Annotated in this window: 24 protein-coding genes and 1 pseudogene; 6 read left to right on the top strand and 19 right to left on the bottom strand. The window is 51.4% G+C overall.

Annotated elements, in window-relative coordinates:
• Window positions 1-159: 159 nt before the first annotated feature.
• Window positions 160-302: pseudogene (yjjY, locus tag GBAG_RS22830) on the bottom strand (YjjY family protein).
• A gap of 96 nt (window positions 303-398) precedes the next feature.
• Between yjjY and arcA the strand changes: the two are divergent.
• On the top strand, window positions 399-1,115 hold the full coding sequence (gene arcA / locus GBAG_RS17310) for a two-component system response regulator ArcA (protein WP_034459438.1): 717 nt from the start codon (window positions 399-401) through the stop codon (window positions 1,113-1,115).
• Window positions 1,116-1,183: 68 nt separating this feature from the next.
• On the opposite strand, the gene creD is transcribed toward arcA, so the two are convergent.
• From creD to creA, 4 genes are all read right to left on the bottom strand, one after another.
• The gene (gene creD / locus GBAG_RS17315) at window positions 1,184-2,542 is read right to left on the bottom strand and encodes a cell envelope integrity protein CreD (protein WP_034498597.1); all 1,359 of its coding nucleotides are present in this window, start codon (window positions 2,540-2,542) and stop codon (window positions 1,184-1,186) included.
• Window positions 2,543-2,630: 88 nt separating this feature from the next.
• Window positions 2,631-4,058: a two-component system sensor histidine kinase CreC gene (gene creC, locus GBAG_RS17320; RefSeq protein ID WP_034498600.1), complete on the bottom strand. Its 1,428-nt coding sequence runs from the start codon at window positions 4,056-4,058 to the stop codon at window positions 2,631-2,633.
• Entirely contained in the window at window positions 4,058-4,753 is a 696-nt protein-coding gene (gene creB, locus GBAG_RS17325; protein WP_034498602.1) for a two-component system response regulator CreB, read from the bottom strand. Before creB ends, creC begins: the two co-directional genes overlap by 1 nt.
• 13 nt (window positions 4,754-4,766) lie before the next feature.
• Complete coding sequence (gene creA, locus GBAG_RS17330; protein WP_034498604.1) at window positions 4,767-5,237, bottom strand: protein CreA; 471 nt, start codon at window positions 5,235-5,237, stop codon at window positions 4,767-4,769.
• Between the two features lie 207 nt (window positions 5,238-5,444).
• Between creA and robA the strand changes: the two genes are divergently transcribed.
• Complete coding sequence (gene robA / locus GBAG_RS17335; protein WP_034498607.1) at window positions 5,445-6,314, top strand: MDR efflux pump AcrAB transcriptional activator RobA; 870 nt, start codon at window positions 5,445-5,447, stop codon at window positions 6,312-6,314.
• Here the strand turns inward: robA and gpmB are convergent.
• The gene (gene gpmB / locus GBAG_RS17340; protein ID WP_034498609.1) at window positions 6,311-6,958 is read right to left on the bottom strand and encodes a 2,3-diphosphoglycerate-dependent phosphoglycerate mutase GpmB; all 648 of its coding nucleotides are present in this window, start codon (window positions 6,956-6,958) and stop codon (window positions 6,311-6,313) included. The genes robA and gpmB overlap by 4 nt on opposite strands.
• Window positions 6,959-7,009: 51 nt before the next feature.
• Here gpmB and yjjX point away from each other — a divergent pair, with 51 nt between their 5' ends.
• Window positions 7,010-7,525: an inosine/xanthosine triphosphatase gene (gene yjjX / locus GBAG_RS17345; protein ID WP_034498703.1), complete on the top strand. Its 516-nt coding sequence runs from the start codon at window positions 7,010-7,012 to the stop codon at window positions 7,523-7,525.
• On the opposite strand, the gene trpR is transcribed toward yjjX, so the two are convergent.
• Together trpR and sltY are read right to left on the bottom strand one after the other, a co-directional pair.
• The gene (gene trpR, locus GBAG_RS17350) at window positions 7,522-7,851 is read right to left on the bottom strand and encodes a trp operon repressor (RefSeq protein ID WP_034498611.1); all 330 of its coding nucleotides are present in this window, start codon (window positions 7,849-7,851) and stop codon (window positions 7,522-7,524) included. The two genes, yjjX and trpR, sit on opposite strands and share 4 nt — an antisense overlap.
• A 55-nt stretch (window positions 7,852-7,906) precedes the next feature.
• Window positions 7,907-9,841, bottom strand: a complete 1,935-nt coding sequence (sltY, locus tag GBAG_RS17355; RefSeq protein WP_034498613.1) for a murein transglycosylase — start codon at window positions 9,839-9,841, stop codon at window positions 7,907-7,909.
• Window positions 9,842-10,072: 231 nt separating this feature from the next.
• Between sltY and ettA the strand changes: the two genes are divergently transcribed.
• On the top strand, window positions 10,073-11,740 hold the full coding sequence (gene ettA, locus GBAG_RS17360) for an energy-dependent translational throttle protein EttA (protein ID WP_034498615.1): 1,668 nt from the start codon (window positions 10,073-10,075) through the stop codon (window positions 11,738-11,740).
• Between the two features lie 43 nt (window positions 11,741-11,783).
• Here the strand turns inward: ettA and nadR are convergent, their stop codons facing one another.
• Genes nadR through serB form a run of 3 tightly spaced genes read right to left on the bottom strand, consistent with a single transcriptional unit; the run spans window position 11,784 to window position 15,401 of the window.
• Entirely contained in the window at window positions 11,784-13,016 is a 1,233-nt protein-coding gene (gene nadR, locus GBAG_RS17365; RefSeq protein ID WP_034498617.1) for a multifunctional transcriptional regulator/nicotinamide-nucleotide adenylyltransferase/ribosylnicotinamide kinase NadR, read from the bottom strand.
• Between the two features lie 25 nt (window positions 13,017-13,041).
• Window positions 13,042-14,424 carry a DNA repair protein RadA gene (radA, locus tag GBAG_RS17370; protein WP_034498619.1) on the bottom strand — a complete coding sequence of 461 codons (1,383 nt, stop codon included), beginning with the start codon at window positions 14,422-14,424 and terminating at the stop codon, window positions 13,042-13,044.
• A complete protein-coding gene (gene serB / locus GBAG_RS17375) occupies window positions 14,424-15,401 on the bottom strand; it encodes a phosphoserine phosphatase (protein ID WP_034498620.1) in 978 nt (325 codons plus the stop codon). Before serB ends, radA begins: the two co-directional genes overlap by 1 nt.
• Before the next feature lie 107 nt (window positions 15,402-15,508).
• Here serB and GBAG_RS17380 point away from each other — a divergent pair, with 107 nt between their 5' ends.
• Together GBAG_RS17380 and lplA are read left to right on the top strand one after the other, a co-directional pair.
• Window positions 15,509-16,177: a YtjB family periplasmic protein gene (locus GBAG_RS17380; RefSeq protein ID WP_034498622.1), complete on the top strand. Its 669-nt coding sequence runs from the start codon at window positions 15,509-15,511 to the stop codon at window positions 16,175-16,177.
• The gene (lplA, locus tag GBAG_RS17385; protein WP_034498623.1) at window positions 16,177-17,193 is read left to right on the top strand and encodes a lipoate--protein ligase; all 1,017 of its coding nucleotides are present in this window, start codon (window positions 16,177-16,179) and stop codon (window positions 17,191-17,193) included. Before GBAG_RS17380 ends, lplA begins: the two co-directional genes overlap by 1 nt.
• Here lplA and yjjJ read toward each other — a convergent pair.
• The 8 genes from yjjJ to GBAG_RS17425 form a co-directional block, all read right to left on the bottom strand.
• A complete protein-coding gene (gene yjjJ / locus GBAG_RS17390) occupies window positions 17,190-18,518 on the bottom strand; it encodes a type II toxin-antitoxin system HipA family toxin YjjJ (protein ID WP_034498625.1) in 1,329 nt (442 codons plus the stop codon). The two genes, lplA and yjjJ, sit on opposite strands and share 4 nt — an antisense overlap.
• A gap of 150 nt (window positions 18,519-18,668) precedes the next feature.
• Window positions 18,669-19,388, bottom strand: coding sequence for a purine-nucleoside phosphorylase (deoD, locus tag GBAG_RS17395; RefSeq protein WP_034459469.1), 720 nt, complete (start codon window positions 19,386-19,388; stop codon window positions 18,669-18,671).
• 59 nt (window positions 19,389-19,447) lie between these two features.
• Entirely contained in the window at window positions 19,448-20,671 is a 1,224-nt protein-coding gene (gene deoB / locus GBAG_RS17400) for a phosphopentomutase (RefSeq protein WP_034498627.1), read from the bottom strand.
• A 73-nt stretch (window positions 20,672-20,744) separates the two neighbouring features.
• Entirely contained in the window at window positions 20,745-22,064 is a 1,320-nt protein-coding gene (deoA, locus tag GBAG_RS17405) for a thymidine phosphorylase (protein WP_034498630.1), read from the bottom strand.
• A 59-nt stretch (window positions 22,065-22,123) separates the two neighbouring features.
• The gene (deoC, locus tag GBAG_RS17410) at window positions 22,124-22,903 is read right to left on the bottom strand and encodes a deoxyribose-phosphate aldolase (RefSeq protein ID WP_034498632.1); all 780 of its coding nucleotides are present in this window, start codon (window positions 22,901-22,903) and stop codon (window positions 22,124-22,126) included.
• A gap of 237 nt (window positions 22,904-23,140) precedes the next feature.
• Window positions 23,141-24,418: a NupC/NupG family nucleoside CNT transporter gene (locus GBAG_RS17415; RefSeq protein WP_034498634.1), complete on the bottom strand. Its 1,278-nt coding sequence runs from the start codon at window positions 24,416-24,418 to the stop codon at window positions 23,141-23,143.
• Between the two features lie 166 nt (window positions 24,419-24,584).
• Window positions 24,585-25,364, bottom strand: a complete 780-nt coding sequence (locus GBAG_RS17420) for a TatD family hydrolase (RefSeq protein WP_034498636.1) — start codon at window positions 25,362-25,364, stop codon at window positions 24,585-24,587.
• Entirely contained in the window at window positions 25,361-26,434 is a 1,074-nt protein-coding gene (locus GBAG_RS17425; RefSeq protein ID WP_034498638.1) for a patatin-like phospholipase family protein, read from the bottom strand. Before GBAG_RS17425 ends, GBAG_RS17420 begins: the two co-directional genes overlap by 4 nt.
• Window positions 26,435-26,527: the final 93 nt, after the last annotated feature.

Raw genomic sequence — 26,527 nt, forward strand, 5'->3', positions numbered from 1 at the left:
AACTAATCAATTCGCGTAACTATCTATATTATTAAAATATTGTGACGAAAGGTGGCAAAACGCTACGATGATTTCATCAAACTGTTAACGTGCTACAATTGAATTTGATATATGTCAACGAAGCGTAGTTTTATCAGATGTCTAAAGCGGTCCTGCCTGTTATGTTGCTGTTAAAATGGTATAGGATAACAACCGTTTTTGACACCGTCGGGTCCAGAGGGAAAAGTGCCCACGACCAAGCTAATGATGTTGTTGACGTTGATGGAAAGTGCATCAAGAACGCAATTACGTACTTTAGTCATGTTACGCCCAGCATGTTAATTTATGGCATGTAATAGGCAGGTCAGGGACTTTTGTACTTCCTGTTTTGATTTAGTTGGCAATTTTAGGTAGCAAACATGCAGACCCCGCATATTCTTATCGTCGAAGACGAATTAGTAACACGCAACACGTTAAAGAGCATTTTTGAAGCTGAAGGCTATGATGTTTTTGAAGCGACCGATGGCGCTGAAATGCATCAGATCCTTTCTGATAATGACATCAACCTGGTCATTATGGATATCAATCTGCCAGGTAAAAATGGCCTGCTCCTGGCGCGTGAATTGCGTGAGCAAGCCAATGTGGCATTGATGTTCCTGACCGGCCGCGATAACGAAGTGGATAAAATCCTTGGTCTTGAAATCGGCGCAGATGATTACATCACTAAGCCATTCAACCCACGTGAATTAACCATTCGTGCGCGTAACTTGTTGTCTCGTACTATGAACCTGGGTGCAATCAGCGAAGAACGTCGTTCCGTTGAAAGCTACAAGTTCAATGGTTGGGAACTGGACATCAACAGCCGTTCACTGGTCAGCCCAAATGGCGAGCAGTACAAATTGCCGCGTAGCGAATTCCGCGCGATGCTGCACTTCTGCGAAAACCCTGGGAAAATTCAGTCTCGCGCTGAATTGCTGAAGAAAATGACAGGCCGTGAGCTTAAGCCGCACGACCGTACCGTTGACGTCACAATTCGTCGTATTCGTAAGCATTTCGAATCGACTCCAGATACACCTGAAATCATCGCCACCATCCATGGCGAAGGTTATCGCTTCTGCGGCGATTTACAGGAATAAACCTGTAATCAACTTGAACACGAAAGGGCGGATTAAATCCGCCCTTTTCTTTTGCTTTTAGAAAACCTCTATTTCCACAGGCGGAAGCGGTCAGGATCTTTCTGAGCGTCGCCAGTTTCCGGTATCTGCACTTTTTTACTCATACCGTACCAATCTGTATGACGGGTTAGCATCATAATGGCCGAAAGCACCACAAAAAGGACTCCCGTACCAAGTAACAAAGCACTGTCCTCAGACTGAAGCAACTGCCAGAGCACAGCATCAAGCGTCAGCAAGCCGGTCGTAAACATCAAACTGGTTTTCCAGCTGTTCAAAATGGCCTTCAAATAGAACCCATTAATCCCCGCACAAATCAGACTCGCCAGCAGCCAGGCGCCGTTAAACCCGATATGTTCTGAGACCGCCAACAGAACGAGATAAAACATCACCAGCGATAGCCCAACCAACAAATACTGCATCGGGTGAACGCGCAAACCCGTCAGCGTCTCCAGCAGGAAGAAACTCATAAACGTCAAACCAATCAGTAAGATGGCATATTTAACAGCGCGATCGGTGAGTTGATATTGATCGACAGGATTTGCCACCGTCACGCTAAAGGCTGGCAGGCGATCGACATCCACAATTTGTCCATCATAGAAGCTGGTGTTCAGGTTGTTGGCAAACCAGGTGCTCTGCCAATTAGCGGTAAATCCGCTTTCCGTTACCGTGCGCTGTTGCGGCAGGAAATCGCCAATAAAGCTCGGATGCGGCCAGTTGCTGGTTAAAGTGAACTGGCTATTGCGCCCAAGCGGCACCACGGCAAGCTGTTTGGTGCCCATCAAGTCCAGACTAAAGCGAAGCGTGAGTTTCTCATCCTGGAGGTGCTCGGCAGGGAGAATGGCGTGCAGCCCCTGTTCGACGCCGGGTAAGTGACTCCCAGGTTCAATCGGATAAGATTTGCCGTTGATATCCAACTCGCCAACTTTACCGATACCGCGAGAGTCGCCTACTGCCAACACGACATACGGTGTGCCAATTTGAGTGTTACCGCTGAAATCATTATTGAGCTGCTGGCGGTTAAACGTGGCATCAAGCGTGATAGCTGTGCGCCAAATTTGCCCCTCGTAAATGCCGATATGTCGTGGCTCAACGGTCTGTTTTCCCACAATACTCAAGTTTTCCGGCAGATAGTAGCGAATGAAGCGGCGCTCTTTTTTAACCTCTTTATTGTCTTCCATAACGGTTGTCAGCTCGGTTATGGGAATGGCAATGAGCGGGCCGGTAATGGTTTGCGGGCCACTGGTACTCTGGCGCAGCGACTGCTCAACATCATCCCGATAACTACTACGCTCATCAATTAACGAACTCAGCATACTCAGCGGAATGAGCAACAGCAGCATGCAACCGAGTAAAGTCATCACTTTCCAGAACAACGCAGATTTCAACATATTCCCCTCCATATTTTGATGTGGCGAGGATAGCGAGCGTATGTGGGGGCTAAATGAAGTTATGTGAAGAGACGGTGAAGTGGCGAAATTATTTTCCGGGGAGGCTCAGCCTGGCTTGCGCCCCACCCTCCGGGCGGTTCTCAAGCGTAATGGTGCCGCGATGCAGACGCGCGACTTCGCGCACAAAAGCCAGCCCTAAGCCGCTGCTCTTTTGCCCGTTGCTGCGGGGTAATGAATAGAAACGCTCAAAAACACGATCGCGAGCATAGTCCGGAATACCGCTTCCGGTATCCGTTACCAGGATAGCAATGCCGTCATCGGCATTTTCGATACTCAGCGTAATCTCACCGCCTGGCCGGGTGAAATCGAGCGCGTTATCCAGCAAATTCCCGATAGCCTGTTCTAGCAGCGCGAAGTCGCCTTCGACGATGGTGTCTTTCAGTGCGCTCTCATTGATGCTTAACGAAATCTTTTTGCTATGAGCGATCACTTCACGGCTGTCGCACAAGGCAGAAAACAGTGCGGCCAGATGAATCGGCTGCGGTATGATTTCCGCCCGGCTTTCGAGTTTTGCCTGGCGTAATAAATTATCCACCAGTTGCTGCATACGCAGATTTTGCTGAAGAATGTTCCCCGAAAATTTCTCAATCACCTCCGGTGGCGGGCCTTCACGCAAAATTTCAGCCGCCCCCCGAATTGCCGCCAGAGGGCTTTTCAGCTCATGCGTTAACGCATGAACATACTGTTCGATATAACTTTTCCCTTCGAGTTTCAGGCGCATGCTTTCGAGCGCTAACGCCAGTTTGCGCAATTCGCTGCTGCCGGGTTTGGGTAGCGGGAGAGGATGTTCTTCGGTGACTGAATCGGCGTAACGCACAAGCTGACCAATTGAGCGATTAATCCATAACACCACCCCGAAGCCAATCATCAGCGCGATACCCAGTAACGCAACGCCCGCCCACAGAATTCGGCGCTCGCTACGATGAATCACGGGTTCCAGAGCGCTATTAGGTTTCCCAACACTGAGCACACCGACAATATTGACCCCGTCGCGCACGGGAGCGGCCACGTACATTACGGTGCTTTCAGGTTTATTGGCATTGACTGGCGTACTGCGCGCGCCATATTTCCCTTGCAGGGTCAGCCACACATCATTCCAGCGCGAGTAATCCTGGCCCGTTGCTTTGCCGCTGGAATCGAACAAAACAATGCCTTTCGCATCCGTCAGGTAGACACGATATTCATTTCGGGATTTGGTAATACCGCCGATATTGGCCTGAAAGTTATGTTGATTAAGGCGGGAAAATGCTTGCGCGAGTTGCCCGTTTTGCGCATTTCCAGCCAGCATGTCGGCACGCGCAAACTCGGCAAGTAACGTTGCGGTATCAATCAATGTTCCCTCGGTTGCTCGTCGAACACCGGGTTTCACTTCTTGTAAAAAAATCGACAGCACAAACCAGGCCGCAATTGCCACAATCAGAAAATAGCCCAGCAACAAGCGCATACCGATGCGCATTAGTTCACTCCCAGGCTGTAACCCAGGCCACGGTGCGTGTTAATGGGGGAAAGATCAGGATTAATAGCCCGGAGTTTGGCTCGCAGGGTTTTGATGTGAGTATCCACGGTGCGATCAAAACTTTCTTCCGCCGTGCTCCAGACTAATTCCATGAGTTGCTGGCGCGAAAATACACGCCCTGGCCACTGCAAAAAAATCTTCAGCATCAAATATTCATAGCGAGTGAGATGCAAAGGTTGCTGGCACCAGGTGATCAGCGCAGCCAATTCGTTAAGTTCAAACAATCCAATACGCTGAACGCTTGCCCCGGTATTTTGCCGCTGCTTGTGTAAACGGCGCAAAACGGTTCGCACCCTCGCACACACTTCCCGCGGGGAGAATGGTTTGGCGATATAGTCATCCGCGCCAATTTCGAGGCCAATCAACCGGTCGACCTCTTCGCTTCGCGCCGTCAGAAACAGTAACGGTAATTCTGGATAATCAGCCAACAAGCGACGACATAACTCAAAACCATTAATGTCTGGCAGGCCAACGTCCAGAATCGCCAGGTCCGGACGCGCAACACGCGCCGCATCCAGCACTGGCAAACCGCGATCAAACCCGCGCACCACAAAGCCTTCTTGTTGCAACGTGTAGATAAGCGTATCGGCGATACTGGCTTCATCCTCAACTAACCAGATTGTGGCCTGACTCATCATTCGCTCCTGGTTACTTCCACGGCATAATTGGCACGGCACTTAGCGCGTTTTTTGGCGAGCCGTCGACGACTTTGTCAGAATAAGCCAGGTATGCCAGCGTGTTACGTTTTGCATCGTAAAAACGAACCACTTGCAGCTTTTTAAAGACCAGCGATGTCCGTTTCTGGAACACCACATCTCCCTGAGTTTTACCCGCTTTAATTTTCTCGCTCAGTTCTACCGGTCCCACTTGCTGGCAGGAAATTGCCGCATCTGATGTATCTTCGGCAAGACCTAAACCACCTTTAATGCCACCTGTTTTTGCGCGACTGATATAACAGGTCACGTTTTTAACATCAGGGTCGTCAAACGCCTCAACGACGATTTTATGGTCAGGGCCAAATATTTTGAAAACCGTGTCAACCGAGCCAATTTGCTCTGCCCGAACACCCAATGAAATCAACATTAATGAACCCAGTACAACTAAAACTTTATATTTCATATTGTTACCATTGGTTAAGATTGCATGTAGGGACTATTAACTTTTTCGACCAGAAAGTCGTTAAATATCACGTTATTAATAAAATTATCAGAATGAGTAGCTAATTTTGGCACGACTTGTTAAAAAAAACTCTGAATGTCATAACAACAAAAAGTGCTATCATCGCCCACATTAACGGCACTCACCGTGTCAGGATGAGGATATTATATGGATCAGGCAGGGATCATTCGCGATCTATTAACCTGGCTAGAAGGCCATCTGGATCAGCCTCTGTCACTGGATAATGTGGCGGCAAAAGCAGGCTATTCCAAGTGGCATCTACAACGGATGTTCAAAGATGTCACGGGTCATGCCATTGGTGCATACATTCGTGCGCGTCGTTTATCTAAATCCGCCGTAGCATTGCGATTGACCGCGCGTCCAATTCTGGATATTGCCTTACAATATCGTTTTGACTCGCAACAGACGTTTACTCGCGCCTTCAAAAAACAATTTACTCAAACGCCTGCATTGTACCGTCGTTCTCCTGACTGGAGCGCTTTCGGCATGCGTCCGCCGTTGCGTTTAGATGAGTATGCACTGCCGCAAGCGCAGTTTGTCACGCTACCAGAAACTCACCTGGTTGGCGTCACGCAAAGTTATAGCTGCACGCTTGAACAAATATCTGATTTCCGTAACGAAATGCGCATTCAGTTCTGGACGCAGTTCCTGGGGAACTCTCCAACTTTGCCACGTGTACTTTACGGTTTGCATGAGCCGCGCCCAAGCATTGAGCGTGATGACGAGCAGGAAGTGTTTTATACCACGGCACTCGCGCCAGAACTGGCGAACGGGTTCTTGCCCGATTCCCATCCAGTCAGGCTGGAAGGCGGCGACTACGTGCAGTTCGACTACGAAGGCCCAGGCACCGGTTTGCAGGAATTTATCCTGACGATATACGGTACCTGTATGCCATCGCTGAACCTGACGCGTCGCAAAGGTCAGGATATCGAACGCTTCTTCCCGCAAGAAGAAGCGCGTGTTCAGGACCGACCAATGCAAATCAGATGTGAATATCTGATTCCTGTACGTCGTTAACGCTGTAACTCATCCAACGCAGGGGCGTCTAAATGCGAGATGTCCCCTGCCGTTTCAACCACCCAGCCAGAAGCCAGCCACGGACTTTGTTGGTGATCCACCCGAGAAATCGAACAGTTTCTTAAACGTAAGCGACGTTCAGCCCAGGCGGGCAAACCCAGAATCGTACTCACCAGGCAACCCAGCGCCATACCATGACTCACCAGCAACGGACGACTCCCCGCAGGTAAATCCAGGCAAGCATTTAAAGCCGCGTGCATACGTTCGCTCATCTCCAACATGCTTTCACCGTCGGGAATTCGACCATCAGCCGTGCCATTGACGAGTTGACGACGCCAGCCCTCTTCTTCTTCATTTAGCGTGTCCAGATTGCGGCGTTCCAGAACGCCCATATCCAGCTCGCGTAAACGGGCATCCAGCGTGACATCCACACCACACGCCATCGCAATGATCTCAGCGGTGCGGCGGGTACGCCCCAAATCACTGGCAATCACATGCGTAATGCCCAACGTTTTGACACGCTCAGCCACCTGCTCGGCCTGACGTTCTCCTTTTTCAGTCAGCGCACTGTCTGACTGGCCCTGAATGCGGCGCTGCGCATTCCACTGCGTTTCGCCGTGGCGAACAAGGTATACCTGTAACATGCGTTTTTTCCGTTATACTGCGGCAACAATTTCTTGAGAGTTTCAATGATTATGTACCATGTCGTCTGCGCAACAACCAATCCTGCCAAAATTCAGGCAATTCTCCAGGCATTCGACGATATCTATGGTGAGGGATGCTGCCATATTGAACCCGTCGCCGTCGATAGTGGCGTGCCCGAACAGCCATTCGGAAACCATGAAACGCGAACTGGCGCACGATGCCGAATTATGAATGCTCGCCAGGTTCGCCCTGAAGCAGATTTTTGGGTGGCGGTTGAAGCAGGAATTGACGACGACAGTACGTTTAGCTGGGTCGTTATTGAAAACCACAAGCAGCGCGGTGAAGCCCGTTCGGCAACCCTTCCGCTGCCTGCCATCATTCTTGAGAAAGTCCGGGCAGGCGAAGCGTTAGGGCCAGTGATGTCGGCCTATACCGGGATTGATAAGATTGGTAATAAAGAAGGGGCGATTGGTGTCTTTACCGCCGGGAAACTGACACGCAGTAGCGTTTATCACCAGGCCGTGATTCTGGCATTAAGCCCGTTCCACAACTCGATGTATCACTAGTTTTTACTGGCTAATAATTCCTGCTCCAGCCAGGCACGCAACGCAGGCGGGGCAGATTTCAGGCTATTGGAGCCACGAGTGATTGTCGCAATCCCCGCGCCAAGCTCGTTTTTAAGCTCACGCTGGCTCATCTCACCACGCAGTAACTCTTCAATGATTCTGACGCGCGTCCCCAGGGCTGTGCGTTCGTCTGGCGTCAGCAACAGCATAAGCAGCGGCATGTGCAGCTGCTTATCGAACGATTGCTGTAGCAGCTCCACAAAGCGGAGCCACTCTTGATTACTTTGCTCGGCGTGCTCTGCCGAATATTGAGAGTGCTGAGTCATGTTATGCCACCATACTATTCAACTAGTACAATACAATATCACAACCCCCACAAAATCAATAACGGCGTTGCCACTCTCCATCGGTCAGCAGCGGTTTAGATTTGCCCATGAAATAGCTGTAGTAGGCATCGTAAGCCAGCACGTTTTTCACATATCCGCGCGTTTCAGAGAAAGGAATACTTTCAACGAAGGCCACTGCGTCGATGCGCCCGGCGCTGTTACCCAGCCAGGTTCTGACACGTCCCGGACCAGCGTTATACGCCGCTGATGAGAAAATCCGGTTATTCTCAAATTGCTGAGAAACATACTGCAAATAGCTGGTGCCGATGTTGATGTTGGTATCCGGGTCCAGTAGCTGATTAGTGCTGGTGTAACCTGGAATATTAAACATCTTCACGGTGTGCGTCGCAGTACCCGGCATAATTTGCATTAAACCACTCGCGCCAACAGGCGATCTTACTTTAGGGTTCCAGGCACTTTCCTGCCGCGCAATCGCCATTGCGTAGCTTTGCGAGATATCTTTTCCGCTCACGTAACGAGAGAAAATATCTTTGTACGCCAGCGGGAAGCGCTCTTCGAGATGATCCCAAAGTTTTCCGGCGATCGTTGCCTGCACACTCAGATCCCACCAGTTTTGCTCAAACGCGTAACGCGCTAACCCTTCCTGCTCGGGTTTACTGCGGCTGGTGATCAAATTCGCCCATTCGCTGCGGGCGGTATTATCCAGATTCCAGTACATCAGTTCGCGTACACGCGCCATTTCGGGCCCCTGAACCAACGCTGGGTTTACCGCAACCGCTTTATCAACGCGTAACGGATATTCTTCCCCTAAACGCTGCGCTGCCACCATCGGGTAGAAACCCCGTTGCTGCATCAGTGAATGGAGAATTTCTTTGGCTTCCGTTTCACGGCCACGCTCCATCAGCAGATCCGCTTGCCAGTAGCGCCATTCATCTTTCTCTTTGGCTTCCATCGGCAAACGCGCAAGCCAGGTATTCAGACCATTTCGATCGCCCGTACCCAGCGCCATTCGCACGCGTCGTTCAACTAAACTTGTGGACTCCGAACGCATAATCGCATCATCACGCCAGGCAGCCTGTTCGGCAGTGATATCGTTGCCCATCAAACGCCAGGCCACGGTGTCTCTTAGCTCCTGAGCCTGAGAGTCGTTAAGTTGCTGCGCCTGAACAAGCGATGGAATCATCATGCGCGCATTTTCTACGTCATCGCGTGCTACACGCGTGAATGCAATGGCGACAGCCTGACGAGTGAAGTCAGTGGCACCAACTGAACGGGCAAACGTTAGTACCGTATTAGGATCGTTTTGCAGGCTAATGAGCGCGCTGGATATGGTCTGGTAGTCGGCTGGCATTTGGCTCGCCAGATTGTTAACCAACGAAGTATTACCTTCTTTCATCGCCAGGCGGATACGTTCCAGATACGCCAGCGGATCCAGGCTGCCGGACGAACGCCACGCCGAGAATAAACGGTCACAGCTCGACGGCTGGTTTTTACCTGTCAACCACAAATCTTTAGCACCCGCCCATGCAGCATCTGCCTGCCCGGTGTTAAATTTCGCGTAGTAATAATTACATTTGGCTTCTGTTGTGCCCGGTTGATCAGGGCTGAATGCCAGCAAGCCACGCCAGTCTTCACGGCGCGCCAGTTCATTCACAAAACGTGATTTCAGCACCCGCGCTGGCGGAAGTGTTGGGTTGGCTGCAATAAATTGGCTGACGACGAGCGTTGGCTCATTCATTAAGTCGTCAGTAATCTGGCGATATTCGAGATAGGGATACAGCGGATAATCTTGCAAAGTGGGCATTATTCGCGCCACCACATCCATTTGCTTGCTATCCCATGCTTGTTTGATTTGCGCGTAGCGGCTGCGCTGCTCGTCCAGAGAATCCGCACGAACTGCATGAGTTATTGCCGCAAGAGTTACCATCGCCACCAGCAATTGCCCTACGACTTGTTTGGCTTTCCCCACAAGTTCTCCTCACATGTTCACGGGCAGCATCATGCCGCCATTAATTACTTCATGCTAACCCTGGTATTGCAGTTTCGCCACGCCAGAGGGTGTTATTTTGTCTTTAAAAGCGTTAAGGCTGTTCCGGGTAACACATCCCGCTTCCCCTGCTGGGATTACCAGCTGAAAACGGCTACACTTCGCCACTGATATGTACCATCTTACATCACGAAAAAGAGGCGAAGTCGCACTGTGGCTCAATTCGTTTATACCATGCATCGTGTCGGCAAAGTTGTTCCGCCGAAACGTCATATTCTGAAAAATATCTCGCTCAGTTTCTTCCCTGGCGCCAAGATTGGCGTACTGGGTCTGAATGGTTCCGGTAAATCCACGCTGCTGCGCATTATGGCCGGCATTGATACCGACATCGAAGGCGAAGCTCGTCCACAACCTGGACTGAAAATCGGCTATCTGCCGCAAGAACCGCAACTCAACCTTGAACATACCGTCCGTGAATCGGTTGAAGAAGCCGTGGCTGAAGTGGTTAATGCCCTGAAAGGCCTCGACGAAGTGTATGCCAAATATGCAGAGCCGGACGCTGACTTCGACAAACTGGCTGCCCAACAGGGCAAGTTTGAAGAAATCATTCAGGCACACGACGGTCACAACCTGAACGTGCAACTCGAGCGTGCTGCTGATGCACTGCGTCTGCCAGACTGGGATGCGAAAATCGCTAACCTGTCCGGTGGTGAGCGTCGCCGCGTGGCACTTTGCCGCCTGTTGCTCGAAAAACCAGACATGCTGCTGCTCGACGAACCAACAAACCACCTGGATGCTGAATCCGTGGCATGGCTCGAGCGCTTCCTGCACGACTTCGAAGGCACCGTTGTGGCAATTACCCACGACCGTTACTTCCTCGACAACGTTGCAGGCTGGATTCTGGAACTTGACCGCGGTGAAGGTATCCCGTGGGAAGGTAACTATTCTTCCTGGCTTGAGCAGAAAGATGCTCGTCTGGCTCAGGAAGCCTCAACGGAAGCGGCTCGCCGTAAATCCATTGAGAAGGAACTGGAGTGGGTTCGTCAGGGCGCTAAAGGCCGCCAGTCTAAAGGCAAGGCCCGTCTGGCTCGCTTTGAAGAACTGAACAACACCGAATACCAGAAACGTAACGAAACCAACGAACTGTTTATTCCACCAGGTGCACGTCTGGGCGATAAAGTCGTTGAGGTTACCAATCTGCGTAAATCCTACGGCGACCGTCTGCTGATTGAAGACCTGACATTCTCTGTACCGAAAGGTGCAATTGTCGGGATCATCGGTCCGAACGGCGCGGGTAAATCTACCCTGTTCCGTATGATGTCTGGTCAGGAACAGCCTGACAGCGGCACCATTGAGCTGGGCGAAACCGTGAAACTGGCGTCTGTCGATCAGTTCCGTGACGCGATGGACAACAGCAAAACCGTGTGGGAAGAAGTTTCCGGCGGCCAGGACATTATGCGTGTCGGTAATACCGAGATGCCAAGCCGTGCATACGTTGGTCGCTTTAACTTTAAAGGCGTTGACCAGGGTAAACGTGTTGGTGAACTATCTGGTGGTGAGCGTGGTCGTCTGCATCTGGCGAAACTGCTGCAAGTTGGCGGTAACGTATTGCTGCTCGATGAACCAACAAACGACCTGGATATCGAAACCCTACGCGCGTTAGAAAACGCCCTGTTGGAATTCCCAGGCTGTGCAATGGTTATCTCGCACGACCGTTGGTTCCTTGACCGTATCGCCACGCACATTCTGGATTACCAGGATGAAGGCAAAGTGGAGTTCTTTGAAGGTAACTTTACTGAGTACGAAGAGTACAAGAAACGCACCCTGGGTGCGGATGCGCTGGAACCTAAGCGTATTAAGTACAAGCGCGTAACGAAGTAATAAAAAGGGGCGCTTAATGCGCCCCTTCTTTTGACAAGCCCGCTTATCCCCGCTCGCCAATCATATTCTTAACCAAATCCACACAGCGCAAGAAACGCGAATCGTAGTCCGACTCTTCCACGTGCACATAGCTGATGTTGTTTTCATCAAGCATCGATACCAACAAATTCTGGAAAGACTTCCGATCCGTATCACTGCCAAGGCTACGCAAGCCATCGGCTACCCACGGCGTGTTGTTTTCCAGCAAAATCACCAGATCAAAGCGGTACTCATCAATCAGCGCCTGCACAAACGGGTGTTCGCGGCCTTCGTACTTTTTACAAAATGCCTGCGTAGTCACAAAATCGGTATCAATAAACGCCACTTTATTCGCATACTTCACTGCAAAATCAACGTACTGCGCGTGACCGATAGCAATCTTGTCATAATCAGAATATTGCAGCGCCATCTCATCCCCACCCAGATGAGAAAAGACGTAATCACGCCCGTATTCCCAGGCACTGGTGGTATTGAAAATATTGGCGAGCTTATTCACCATCCACGACTTACCGCTCGACTCACCGCCCAGAATCGCCACGGTGCGCACAAAGAACGGTTTCACTTCCGTTGGGATATATTCCCAGTAGCGGAACGGGTTTTCGCGAATCTGCCCACCGCTGATATTCATGAACGTGCGCTTCGGGTCTATCAGCACCGTTTCAATGCCGAGCTGTTCGATAAACCGTGGCGCATCGCCCTCTTCTGAGGTGTAGATGCAATCGGGATTGATACCTTTGCTTTCCATAAAAGTTTTGATACCGCGGCTCCAGACATCCCAGCCGTGCGGATACGGCTCCATCCCCTCTTCGTTAAACGAATGAATGCGGATGTTTTTCTGATATTTGAAAGTCTGTAGCAGCCAGCGCAGACGGTCGCCCGTGGTGGGTTGTTGAGACATGGCGCTGTCTTCAAACAACAAACGGTCGCGAGTTTCGTCATAACCCATAATGATGTGCAGTTCATCAACCTGGCTTGCCGCGCGTTGAATCAAATAGATATGGCCGGTATGCAGTGGGTAAAACTTACCAAACACCACGCCGACTTTTTTCTCACGGCGGGGAAATTCAAGACCCAGAAAACGGTGTAACGCCTCCAGCTTCTGCGCGCTTGGACTTTTGATTTTGGCGTTCAATAGCTGACTAAGGTAGCCCTTAGTCATGCCGCAGGATTCCGCAACTTGTTGCAGCGTAACGCTCTGCTGACGAATAGCGGTCTTCAGATACTCAAAAGACGACATGCTGTGCCTCCTGCGAAATAGGTCATTATAAGTCGTCAAACACCGACAGCGCATCAGCAAGTTTTTTCACGCCGAAGACCTGCATCCCTTCCGGTAGTTTTTTCGGCACATTCGCCTGCGGCACAATGGCACGTTTAAAGCCGTGTTTTGCCGCTTCGGAAATTCGTTCCTGGCCGCTTGGCACCGGGCGAATTTCACCTGCCAGCCCGACCTCACCAAACACCACTAAATCTTGCGGTAAAGCGCGATTTCGCAGACTGGAAACCATCGCCAGCAGTAACGCCAGGTCAGCACTGGTTTCCGTGACTTTCACGCCACCCACCACATTTACAAACACATCCTGATCAGCCATTTGCAAACCGCCATGGCGGTGTAAAACGGCAAGTAAAATTGCCAGGCGGTTTTGCTCAAGACCCACAGCCACACGACGTGGGTTGGACATCATGGATTGATCCACCAGCGCCTGGATTTCTACCAGCAATGGCCGCGTGCCTTCCCACACCACCATCACCGAGCTGCCGGGAGTCACTTCATCACCACGGCTCAGGAAGATGGCAGAAGGGTTGCTCACTTCACGCAGTCCTTGTTCCGTCATGGCGAACACGCCCAATTCATTCACCGCACCGAAGCGGTTTTTATGGCTACGCAACGTGCGGAAACGGGAATCGGCATCGCCATCCAGCATTACCGAGCAGTCGATACAGTGTTCGAGGACTTTTGGCCCGGCAAGTGAACCGTCTTTAGTCACGTGACCGACCATGATAATTGCCACACCGCGCGTTTTGGCAAAGCGCGTCAGGTAAGCGGCGGACTCACGCACCTGCGCCACACTGCCCGGCGACGATTGCACGTCGGCCATATGCATTACCTGGATGGAGTCGATAACCATCAGCTTCGGCGCTTCTTCTTCGGCAATCATGCAGATTTGCTCGATGCCGGTTTCCGAAAGCATATTCAGGTTGTTAGTCGGCAAACCCAGGCGGTGGGCGCGCATGGCGACTTGTTGCAGCGATTCTTCACCCGTGACATACAGCGTTTTCATCTGTTCGCTGAGCTTGCATAACGTTTGCAGCAGCAGCGTGGATTTACCCGCGCCCGGATTACCACCAATCAGAATGGCGCTGCCAGGCACCACACCGCCGCCTAACACACGGTCAAACTCTTTAAAACCGGTGGAAAAACGCGGCAGTTCCTCGAGGCTAATATCTGAAAGTTTTTGGACTTTGCTTACGCCCGCACTGCCAGCATAACCCGACAAACGCTCGTTACGCGCAACGGTTGGAGACGCGGCAATCCGCACCTCAGTGATGGTGTTCCAGGCATGACAGGCGCTGCATTGCCCTTGCCAGCGAGGATAATCTGCACCACATTCGTTACAGACAAATGCGCGTTTCGGAGCTTTCGCCATTAGCGTTCTTCCTGGATAAGACTGCCTGAAAGAATACAGAACACACCCATCAAATCTGCGTGACGGATAGTTATTTCAGTTTTCTCATTCACCTTTGGTTTCGCGTGATAAGCGATGCCCAGGCCAGCAGATTGAATCATCGGTAAATCATTGGCTCCATCGCCAATCGCGACAGTTTGTGCGGCAGGAATTTCATATTTATCCGCCAGACGCTTGAGCGTTTCGGCTTTGAATTGCGCATCAACAATTTGACCAATCACTTCGCCGGTTAGCTTGCCGTCACAAATTTCCAGCTCGTTCGCTACTACCGCATCAAGATGCAGTTTATCGCGCAGGTATTCTGCAAAGAAGGTGAAACCGCCGGAAGCAATCGCGACTTTCCAGCCCAGCGATTCGAGTTTGAGCACCAGCGAAGTCAGTCCCGGCATTAACGGCAGTTCATCACGCACCTGACGCAGAATCGAAGCATTGGCTCCTTTGAGGGTGCCTACGCGCTGCTTCAGACTGGCCGTAAAATCTAACTCGCCACGCATGGCGCGTTCGGTCACTTCGGCGACCATTTCACCGGTTCCCGCCAGTTTGGCGATTTCATCAATGCACTCGATTTGAATGGCGGTTGAGTCCATATCCATCACCAGCAGGCCTGGCGTGCGCAAATGCGGAATCTTACCCAGCGGCGCGACATCCAGCCCGGCGTCGTGCGCAAGTTTGGTCGCTCGCGGTGTTAATGAACCTGCCAGGCGAATAACCTGATAATCTTCAACACACCACGCAGTTACGATAACCATGGCGGCGCCAAGTTTACGCTGGTAGCGGTTCAGGCATTCTTTATCCAGGTTCCGACCATACAGAAGCCAGCCGCTACGGCCAGCACGGTAATCGAGTGGCATAACTTCATCACCACTTAGCGATAGCGGCAACCCTGGCCAAAGAGAAACATCGGTCGGTAGGTCGCACCAGGTCAGACTATTTGGCATCACAGCTCCAGAATAAAGATAAAGGCCAGAGTAAAACAACGCATGAGGCTACCCTGTCCACGCTGCTTCTGGCAACATTAAAGTAAGCAATTTATTGAAGGTGCATTATGGCTCGGGCAAAAATGAAATTCAGGCTGCATCGTGCAGTGATTGTGCTTATCTGCCTCGCACTTTTAGTCGCGCTGATGCAAGGTGCATCGTGGTTTAGCCAGGGGCATCAGCAAGCCCGAAATGTGCAACTCGAGGAGCTGGCAAGAACGCTGGCACGTCAGGTCAGCTACAACCTGACTCCGCTAATGAAATCTGAAAATCCTGATGAGAAAAAGATTTCAGCCGTGTTGAAGTTACTGACTCAGGACAGTCGCATACTGGATGCAGGTGTTTATGACAATAACGGTGATCAAATCGCCCGTGCCGGCGAAGGGATCGGCGTGCGCGACAGACTCGCGCTGGATGGCAAAAAAGCGGGCAGCTATTTTAACCAGCAAATTGTGCAACCCATTGAAGATAAAGACGGGCCAGTCGGTTATCTGCGTATTACGCTCGATACGCATACTCTCGCCACCGAAGCCAAACAGGTGGATAACACCACAAACATTCTGCGCCTGATGATGTTGCTGGCGCTGGCGATTGGCATTGTACTGACACGCACGCTGTTGCAGGGCAAACGCACCCGCTGGCAGCAATCGCCTTTCCTTCTTACCGCGAATACCGAAGTGAAGGAAGATGAAGATGAACAGAGCGCAAATAACCCTGGAAAGAAAGGATCTCTTTGATGACGACACTACGACTGCTTATTTCTGACTCTTATGATCCGTGGTTCAACCTGGCGGTTGAGGAGTGCATTTTCCGCCAGATGCCGGCCACACAACGCGTACTCTTTTTGTGGCGCAACGCAGATACGGTGGTCATTGGCCGGGCGCAAAACCCGTGGAAAGAGTGCAATACCCGCCGCATGGAAGAAGATAACGTCCGGCTGGCAAGGCGCAGCAGCGGCGGTGGCGCGGTATTCCACGATTTAGGCAACACCTGTTTTACGTTTATGGCCGGAAAGCCCGAATACGATAAAAGCATTTCTACCGCCATTGTGGTGAATGCGCTTAATTCTCTCGGGATTAATGCAATGGCTTCCGGGCGCAACGATCTGGAAGTCGCTACCGCTGATGGGGTGCGTAAAGTTTCTGGTTCGGCATATAAAGAAACGCTGGATCGCGGCTTCCATCACGGCACTTTACTGCTCAACGCGGATTTAAGCCGTCTGGCAAATTACCTGAATCCTGATGAGAAGAAACTTCAGGCCAAAGGGATTACGTCGGTTCGGGGGCGAGTGACCAATCTGAGCGATATTCTGCCTGGTATCACGCACCAACAAATTTGCGATGCCGTTCGCGAATCATTCTTTGCTCACTACGGCGAACGCGTAGAAGCGGAACATATCTCTCCAGATGCCCTGCCCGATTTGCCAAACTTTGCCGAAACGTTTGCCCGTCAAAGCAGTTGGGAATGGAATTTCGGCCAGGCTCCGGCATTTAGCCACTTACTTGACCAGCGTTTTACCTGGGGCGGCGTTGAGCTGCACTTCGACGTTGAAAAAGGGCATATCACCCGCACGCAAATATTTACCGACAGCCTGAACCCCGCCCCGCTGGAAGCGCTAGCGGCACGCTTGCAGGGTTGTCTGTATCGTAGCGATATGTTGCAGCAGCAGTGTGAAACGTTGATTGCGGATTTCCCTGAACAGGAAATGGAGCTGCGTGAACTGAGCGCGTGGATTGCGCAGACGGTGCGTTAGGCAAGGCGTTTAACGTTGGCTTCAACCGCATCCAGCTCTGAAGCCATCGCACAACTCAATTCCCGGAAACTTTCGCTAATCCCTTGATTCTGGCTTGCCTCAAGCCAGAACTGGCGAGCATAGGGCAACATTTCCAACCACACCTCCCGCGGGATTACGGGATCAATCTGCGGTTTTACCGGCTCCCTGCGCATATTCCCGGCGCTGTTCGGGGCAAAAGCCATGGGTAGCATGTCGTAGACAGGAGCCAGGCGCAGTGGCATATCAGACAGATAGAACGAAAGATTCCCTGCGTGCATATCGCTGTTAGCTATCAACCGGCCAAACGCCCAGATGCGCTGCGTCAGGCGTAGACTTGCTGGTTCAACCGACTTTTGGGCGAGTAATTTTTCCATCGTGATGGGCCAGGGCTGTGCCCCGCTGGCAAACTCACTCTGCACCGCCTCTAGTGAGACAATTCCTTTGCGGCCCTGCGCACCCATACAGTCAAAACGAATGACTTCAAGGAATGTTTGTCTTTGCGTATTGGTCAGAACTTTTGCCGTCGAGGCAGGGATACCGGCCTGTGCCAGAATGTTGAGCGCTAAAGCTTCGGCATAAAGCAAATCAGACCAGCGCTGACTATTCTCGTTTTGAAGCGGCGGGGTGAATTTAACGATGACATGCGCCGGCCCGGTCGTCGTTTGTGCATAACAGGTAAATTTAGGCTGCTCCCCCCCCGCTGACGACCCCACGATATCGCCCGCGAGTGCGCTACTCGCCAGTTCGCTATAAACCGATAATTTATCAGCATCGGCAATCACCGGCGGCAAAGGCGTATCAAACCAGCGTCGATAACTTTCCTCGCCAACCAGCCAGCCACCAAGGTTTTCCGATACTTGCTGAGACAGCGCCAGGAGAACATCTTCTTCCTGCCACAAGCGGATATCTTCCGGTAGCCCCGCCTGCTGGGCTAATTTGCGACCCCACGTTCTTCCCAAAAAACCCTGTGGGCGGAGGTCGGTCAAATACCATGGGATCCCGTCAAACCACTGCGCGGTACCATTATTTAAAATGACCAGGCAACTCCCCTGCGGCCAAATGGGATACAACTCACCGAAGCGCCATGCCTGCCCAACATCATCAATTTGCCACAACGGGAACTGCTGAATCTGACGAACAGGACGCCGCAGCGCGTAGCGAGTCGCTCTGGCGGCCCCCACTTTAATCACATTGCTCTGAGCATTGACAAGACGTGAAAACGTCGCCTGGCTGACACCCAAACGCTGCCGCAAGGAGTTTGCAGTTTGTGGCCCGTGGAGTAACAAATCAGTCAGCGTGCTCATATGAATAGATTCGTGAATAGATACTTGAATAGATTTATAGCGCTATATATTTGAAAGGTAAAGCAGGTGTGAAGAATGAGGGGGGGTCAGTGAATAGATACTATGAACAATATATGAACGATAAAGGGTGCCGAAGCACCCTTTTGAATCTTACTCTTTGTCGCCCAGTAACACAGATTCAAGAGCAATCTTGATCATGTCGTTAAAGGTAGTCTGGCGCTCTTCAGCAGTCGTCTGCTCGTGAGTACGGATATGGTCAGATACGGTGCAGATGGTCAGTGCTTTCGCACCGAATTCTGCTGCCACGCCGTAGATACCAGCGGCTTCCATTTCCACGCCCAGAATGCCGTACTTTTCCATGACGTCAAACATAGTTGGGTCTGGCGTGTAGAACAGGTCAGCGGAGAAGATGTTACCTACGCGAGCGTCAACGCCCAGCGCTTTAGCTGCATCAACGGCGTTGCGAACCATATCGAAGTCAGCGATAGCCGCGAAATCGTGGTCTTTGAAACGCAGACGGTTCACTTTAGAGTCGGTGCAAGCACCCATGCCGATGACCACATCACGTAGTTTCACATCAGCACGTACTGCGCCGCATGAACCCACACGAATGATTTTCTTCACGCCGAAATCAGTGATCAGCTCTTTGGTGTAGATGGAGCACGATGGGATGCCCATACCGTGACCCATTACAGAGATTTTGCGGCCTTTGTAAGTCCCGGTGAAGCCCAACATGCCACGCACGTTGTTCACTTCACGGACATCTTCGAGGAAAGTTTCTGCAATGTGTTTTGCGCGCAGCGGGTCGCCAGGCATCAGTACGACGTCAGCGAAATCACCCATCTCAGCATTAATATGTGGCGTTGCCATATTTTTATTCCTTGTTAAAAGAGGTTCAACGCGGGCGGTGATTCCACCACCCGTCGAAATCACAGCATGTTCTTGCCGTAGTCCATCGGAGACGTACCGAAATAGCTAGCAACCGTCTGACCGATATCGGCAAACGTTTCACGGTGGCCCAGCGAGCCAGCTTTCACTTTCGGGCCGTAAATCAGGACCGGAATGTGTTCGCGAGTATGGTCTGTGCCTTGCCAGGTTGGGTCACAACCGTGGTCAGCCGTGAGGATCAGAATGTCATCCTCTTTCAGCAGTTCCATCAGTTCTGGCAGGCGGCGGTCAAACAGTTCCAGCGCGGCTGCATAGCCTGCAACATCACGACGGTGGCCGTAAGAAGAGTCGAAATCAACGAAGTTGGTGAACACGATGGTGTCGTCGCCCGCTTCTTTCATCTCTTTGATGGTGGCATCAAACAGCGCATCCAGACCGGTCGCTTTCACTTTTTTGGTGATACCCACTTCAGCATAGATATCCGCAATTTTGCCCACGGAAACAACCTGGCCATTTTTCTCATCAACCAGTTTTTTCAACACGGTCGGCGCTGGCGGTTCAACAGCCAGATCATGACGGTTGCCAGTACGCTGGAAGTTACCTGCTTTGTCGCCGATAAACGGACGCGCGATAACACGACCAATGTTGTAGCCGCCTTCGGTCAACTCTTCACGGGCGATTTCGCACAGCTCGTAGAGTTTATCCAGGCCGTAGGTTTCTTCATGGCAGGCAATCTGGAACACGGAGTCAGCAGAGGTATAGAAAATCGGCTTGCCGGTTTTCATATGCTCTTCGCCCAACTCATCCAGAATTACCGTACCGGATGAGTGGCAGTTACCGAGGTAACCCGGCAGATTTGCACGCTTAACCAGTTTATCCAGCAGTTCTTGCGGGAAGCTGTTTTGAGTGTCCGAGAAGTAGCCCCAGTCAAACAGCACAGGAACACCGGCGATTTCCCAGTGACCAGACGGCGTATCTTTACCTGATGACAGTTCATGCGCCCAACCGTATGCCCCGATAACTTCTGCGTTACCGTCCATACCTGCCGGGATTTTACCGGTAGAACCTTCGGCGGCTTTCACCAGACCCAGACGGGTGAGGTTTGGCAAACTCAGCGGGCCTTTACGGCCTTTGTCTGCTTCGCCTTTGGCACACGCCTGCGCAATGTGCCCGAAAGTATCAGAGCCTACATCGCCAAATTTTGCTGCATCTTCTGTTGCGCCGATACCGAAAGAGTCCAGCACCATAATAAATGCACGTTTCATAATTTCTCCTGCGTCATTGCGCCTGAAACGCCCGTAAGCGTTTCAAAAAGTGATCAGATCAGTATGCCAGCATTTAGCTGATACGGCGATATACAACTGGCGTTTCTGCGGGCTGTGTATCGTTCACTTTGATTGCCGCTTTTACCGCTCGAGCGGCTTCCTGCCATTGGTTTTCGCTGGCGGCGTGAATAATGGCCAACGGGCGAGTGGTGTCAACGCTGTCGCCCAGACGAGCCATATCAGTGAAGCCCACGCTGTAATCAATGGTGTCAGATGCCTGACGACGACCACCGCCCATGGAAACCACCGCCATGCCTAAAGCACGGGTGTCCATTTCGCCCACGAAACCTGCACGATCGGCATAAACAGCTTTGCTCAGTACCGCAGTTGGCAGATATTTCGCATAGTTTTCGACGAAGTCGGCCGGGCCTTTTTGCGCCGCAACCATGCGACCAAAGACTTCAGCCGCTTTACCGTTATCAAGCACCGCTTGCAGTTTCTGACGTGCTTCGGCGTCATCTTTTGCCAGATTGCCGGAAAGCAGCATCTCCACGCACAGCGCCATGGTGACTTCATGCAGACGCGGGTTAACGTATTCACCGGTCAGGAATTGCACCGCTTCGCGAACTTCCACCGCATTACCCGCGCTGGAAGCCAGCACCTGGTTCATGTCAGTCAGCAGCGCTGTGGTTTTCACGCCTGCGCCGTTCGCCACGCCGACAATCGCTTCGGCGAGTAATTCAGAAAGCTCATACGTTGGCATAAATGCGCCGCTGCCGACTTTCACGTCCATCACCAAAGCATCCAGGCCTTCGGCAAGTTTCTTCGCCAGAATCGATGCGGTGATGAGAGGAATGGAATCTACGGTCGCGGTAATGTCACGCGTGGCGTAGAAACGTTTGTCAGCCGGTGCCAACGAATTTGTCTGGCCGATAATCGCCACACCGACATTTTTGATGATGTCGCGGAAACGGTTATCGTCCGGGAAAATATCAAAGCCTGGGATTGCTTCGAGTTTATCAAGCGTACCACCAGTGTGGCCTAAACCACGGCCAGAAATCATTGGGATGTAGCCGCCACATGCCGCCACCATTGGGCCAAGCATTAAGGACGTCACATCACCCACGCCGCCCGTTGAGTGTTTATCAACGATGGGGCCGTTCAGATTAAGGCTCTTCCAGTCCAGCACGGTTCCTGAATCTCGCATCGCCATGGTCAGTGATACGCGTTCTGGCATAGTCATGTCGTGGAAGAAAATGGTCATTGCAAGTGCTGCAATTTGCCCTTCGGAGATGGTGTTATCGCGAATACCATTAATGAAGAAACGAATTTCATCATCACTAAGCGCATGACCATCACGTTTTTTACGAATAATTTCTTGAGCGAGGAACAAGGTAACCCCCTGAGTTCATCAGGTGAAATGCGGCGGGGAAACCGCCGCAAAGGAAGAGATTAGTAGCCGCTAGCGCTTTTGCCGTCGCCGTGACCCAGAGCTTTTAACAGACTCGCGAGCAGGCTGGATGCACCAAAGCGGTAGTGACGGGAATCCGCCCAGTCAGCACCAAACAGATCGTCTGCAATTGACAGGAACAGTGCTGCATCTTCAGCAGTGCGCACGCCGCCCGCAGGTTTGAAACCAACCGTTTTCGCGACGCCCATATCACGAATCACTTCCATCATGATGCGAGCGCTTTCTGGTGTAGCGTTGACAGGCACTTTACCAGTAGAAGTTTTGATGAAATCAGCACCTGCTTTGATAGAGATTTCAGATGCTTTGCGAATCAGTGCTTCTTCTTTCAGCTCACCGGTTTCGATGATCACTTTCAGCAGAACGTTCGCCGCTGCACAAGCTTCTTTGCAGGCTTTCACCAGCTCAAAACCGACTTGCTCGTTACCGGCGATCAACGCAAGGTATGGGAACACAACGTCAACTTCATCCGCACCGTAAGCGATAGCCGCACGAGTTTCCGCCAGGGCGATTTCGATATCATCGTTGCCATGCGGGAAGTTGGTGACGGTCGCAATACGGATATCAGGCGTACCCTGTGCATTCAGAGTTTTACGCGCAATGGGAATGAAGCGCGGATAAATACAAATCGCCGCAGTATTACCCACCGCTGTTTTGGCCTGATGGCAAAGTGCGATCACTTTTTCATTGGTGTCATCGTCATTCAGGGTAGTCAGGTCCATCAATTTCAGGGCGCGTAAGCTGCTTGCAGTTAAATCGGTCATAACACTCTCCAACAAAAGATATAGAATCAGTTGCGATGTTATAATTATAACATTCACAATCCTGATGGTTTTGTGTATAGCATCACAAAAGCCAAAGATGTAATTACATGCTTTCTACAGTATATGTGATTTAACAACGTTGGATAACGTAAAAATGCCGTTCAAAAATAAAAAATGGCCGACGCAAGCGTCAGCCATTGATTTCACAGGGATGTTATAATTTTAACATCGCCGTTTTTATAGTGACAGGAAGACCCCGGCAATGGTTGCACTCATCAGGTTAGACAATGTACCTGCGGCGACCGCTTTCAGACCCAACTGCGCGATTTCATGACGACGGTTTGGCGCCATGCTTCCCAGGCCACCAATCAGAATGGCGATAGAAGAAAGGTTAGCAAAGCCACACAGTGCGAAGGAAATAATTGCTTTGGTGTGATCTGACAGAACTTGCAGGCCAGCTGCCGCAACGGTTGCATCATCTTTCAGGTATTCACCGAAGTTCAGATACGCAACAAATTCGTTGATGATAAGTTTCTGACCGATGAAGGAACCCGCGACATTCGCTTCACTCCATGGCACACCGATAACCCACGCCAGCGGTGAGAACACCCAGCCCAGAATCAATTCCATAGACAGTTGCGGGTAGTTGAACCAGCCGCCAATGCCAGAAAGCATACCGTTGAGCAGGGCAATCAACGCCACAAACGCCAACAACATTGCGCCCACGTTCAGGGCCAGTTGCATACCTGACGCCGCACCTGATGCCGCTGCATCCAGCACGTTTGCCGGGCGATCCGGATCGTTTTTCATTGATTCCAGTTCAGGCGCATCGTTTGGCGTTTCAGTTTCAGGCAGGATGATTTTAGCGAACAGCAAGCCGCCAGGTGCCGCCATGAAGGACGCGGCAATCAGGTATTCCAGTGGAACACCCATTTGCGCGTAACCTGCCAGAACGGAACCAGCAACAGATGCCAGACCACCACACATGACAGCGAACAATTCTGAACGCGTCATGGTCGCGATATAAGGACGAACCACCAGCGGAGCTTCAGTCTGCCCCACAAAGATGTTTGCAGTTGCGGACAGAGATTCGGTGCGAGAGGTTTTCAGAACCTTGCGCAGGCCGCCGCCCAGAATGCGAATAACTAACTGCATGATGCCCAGGTAATACAGCACAGCAATCAGTGAGGAGAAGAAGACGATAATTGGCAGAACGCGCAATGCGAAGACAAAGCCACCGCCGCCAAAGACTTCGAACATTTTGTCCGAAACCAGTCCACCAAACAGGAAAGAGATACCCGCGTTACCGTAACCGATAACGTTCGCCACCCCTTCGGACATGGCCAACAACACTTTACGACCAACCGGAACATAAAGAATTAAGGCACCGATACCGACTTGAATGATCCAGGCGCCAATAACAGTGCGAAGATTAATCGCTTTGCGATTACTGGAAAGTAAAACGGCGATCAGCAGCAGAACGATCATGCCGATCAAACCCATGAGTATTTGCATACAGAATCCCTGTGTATAAGTTGAAAAAGGAAAGTGATCTTAAAGCCCTTAGCGGGCGGGATTATAGCGGCAGGGAGGCCAGGAAATGGAATGGCAATCACGTATTTATAGACATTCACAGAAACGTTTGTCTTATAAAGTGAGCTGCGTCACATTTTGTTACTGACTATTTCCATTTGAATAATTCATCGCAGTTATGAACTATCGCGTTCGCGATAACTTCGGGAGGTTCTGAACGCAATGTACAAAGCGTCTGAAAAACGTCGGCAATTCGTTCCGGGCGATTAGGTTGCCCCTGCCAGCCGTTAAGCGGCATATCGGGTGCATCCGTTTCCAGCACCAGAGCGCTAAGGGGTAAGCGTGCTATAACATCGCGCGTTTTACTGGCGCGTGGGTAAGTGATCGTTCCACCCACACCAATTTTGTAACCCATCGCCACAAAACGCTCGGCCTGTTGCAGGCTGCCCGAGAACCCATGTACCACACCGGTGCGCGGTAAATTATGGCGTTTTAAATGCGCGGCAAGTTTGTCGTGCGTGCGACGAGAGTGAAGAATGACCGGCAAATCATAGCGTTTTGCCAGTTTTAGCTGTGCATCCAGCATTGCTTCTTGTTTATCAAAAAGTGGATTTTCCATATACAGATCAAGCCCAATCTCACCGATAGCGACCAGTTTAGGTGGCCGTTGTTGCAGGTGATGTTCGAGTAAGGCCAGCGACGCATCCTGGTGCTTATGAATCACAATTGGATGCAAACCCACTGCGGCATAGAGCGCCGGGTAGTTGTCTGCCAGCGCCAGCACCGTACTAAACCGATCGGCTTCGATTGCCGGAACAATGATTTTTGTTACGCCCGCTTGCGCGGCAAGTGAGATGCTGTTGGCTTCATCATCGCTAAACGGCGGGAAATCGAAATGACAATGGGTATCGTAAAAGGTCATTGTCACGCCGTATCCTCGTTGTTGAAAGTGGCGTCGTTGGCTTCTGGCGTTTCAATCACCGCTTTAGACAATGGTTCCTGAGCGACCACGGTATGCGGAATGACCACCGGCCCTGGAACCACAATACGTGGAAGGTGACGCTTAATTGGCGGCTTATCCGTGAGCAATTTCCCGACAGTTGCGAGGAAGTAACGTCCGCACAAACGCCCGATTTTATAGTCGGTATTCAGCGCCGGTAATCGGCTGCCCAATGCGGAGCTCATCAACGGTTTCGGCGGGTAAATTTCAAAAATGCGCAGCTTTCCCGGTGGCTTTTCGATGAAATTCTGTATTTCGCGATAGCTGGCTTCATGGTGATGCACCAGGTTGAGCAACGGTTGAAGGCTGCTGTCGCCAAGCCAGCGCTCCATACGTTTAAACCATTCTGGCGTGTAATACATTTGCGAAGGTACGGTACGAATCACCACCAGCGTATCAGCACCTAAACGCACCGCTTCTCTCACAGGGATCGCATCGCTGATTCCGCCATCCTGATAGCCAATGCCATCAATTTCTACGCCCGTGCGGTAAAAGCCAGGAATTGCGCTTGAGGCTTTCAGAAGATTCAGCCACGTGCCGCTGTCTGGCGAAAAATATCCCGGCGAGTAGTCATCGCTGCGGCAAGCACACATGTAGAACGCTTTGCCAGACTCAAACATTTTTTCCGCCGTGCCCATCGAGAGCGGAATTTTTGCTGCGGTCGATTCCACCAGCCAGTCGAGATCGATGAGATGCCCCCCACGCACAAAGCGCAGCGGATCAAAAAATTCGCGCGTGGTTGTAAAACGGGTGATCACTCTTCGGGCGTAACCCGGCTGGTGGCAAACGTAAGCAGAGAGATTTTGTGCACCCGCAGAGGTGCCTAAGAAGAGATCGAACGGGTTGAAGTTGGCGCGCATAAACTCATCCAGCACGCCGGCTGTAAATATCCCACGCTGCCCGCCGCCTTCACAAACAATGGCGAGTTTACCGGGACGAAACGCTTTTGACGCAAGCGGCGCAATGTTGCCGAGCGTTACGGGTATTCTTTGTCCCACCCTGCTTTCCTTAATCTAAAGGATCTTTATTATTGGTTATTTGTTAGTCGCTTAAAAACGCGAGAGCCAGTCTAAATAGACTGGCTCTCTGGT

The sequence above is a fragment of the Buttiauxella agrestis ATCC 33320 genome (assembly GCF_000735355.1).
GTDB classification, from domain to species: domain Bacteria; phylum Pseudomonadota; class Gammaproteobacteria; order Enterobacterales; family Enterobacteriaceae; genus Buttiauxella; species Buttiauxella agrestis.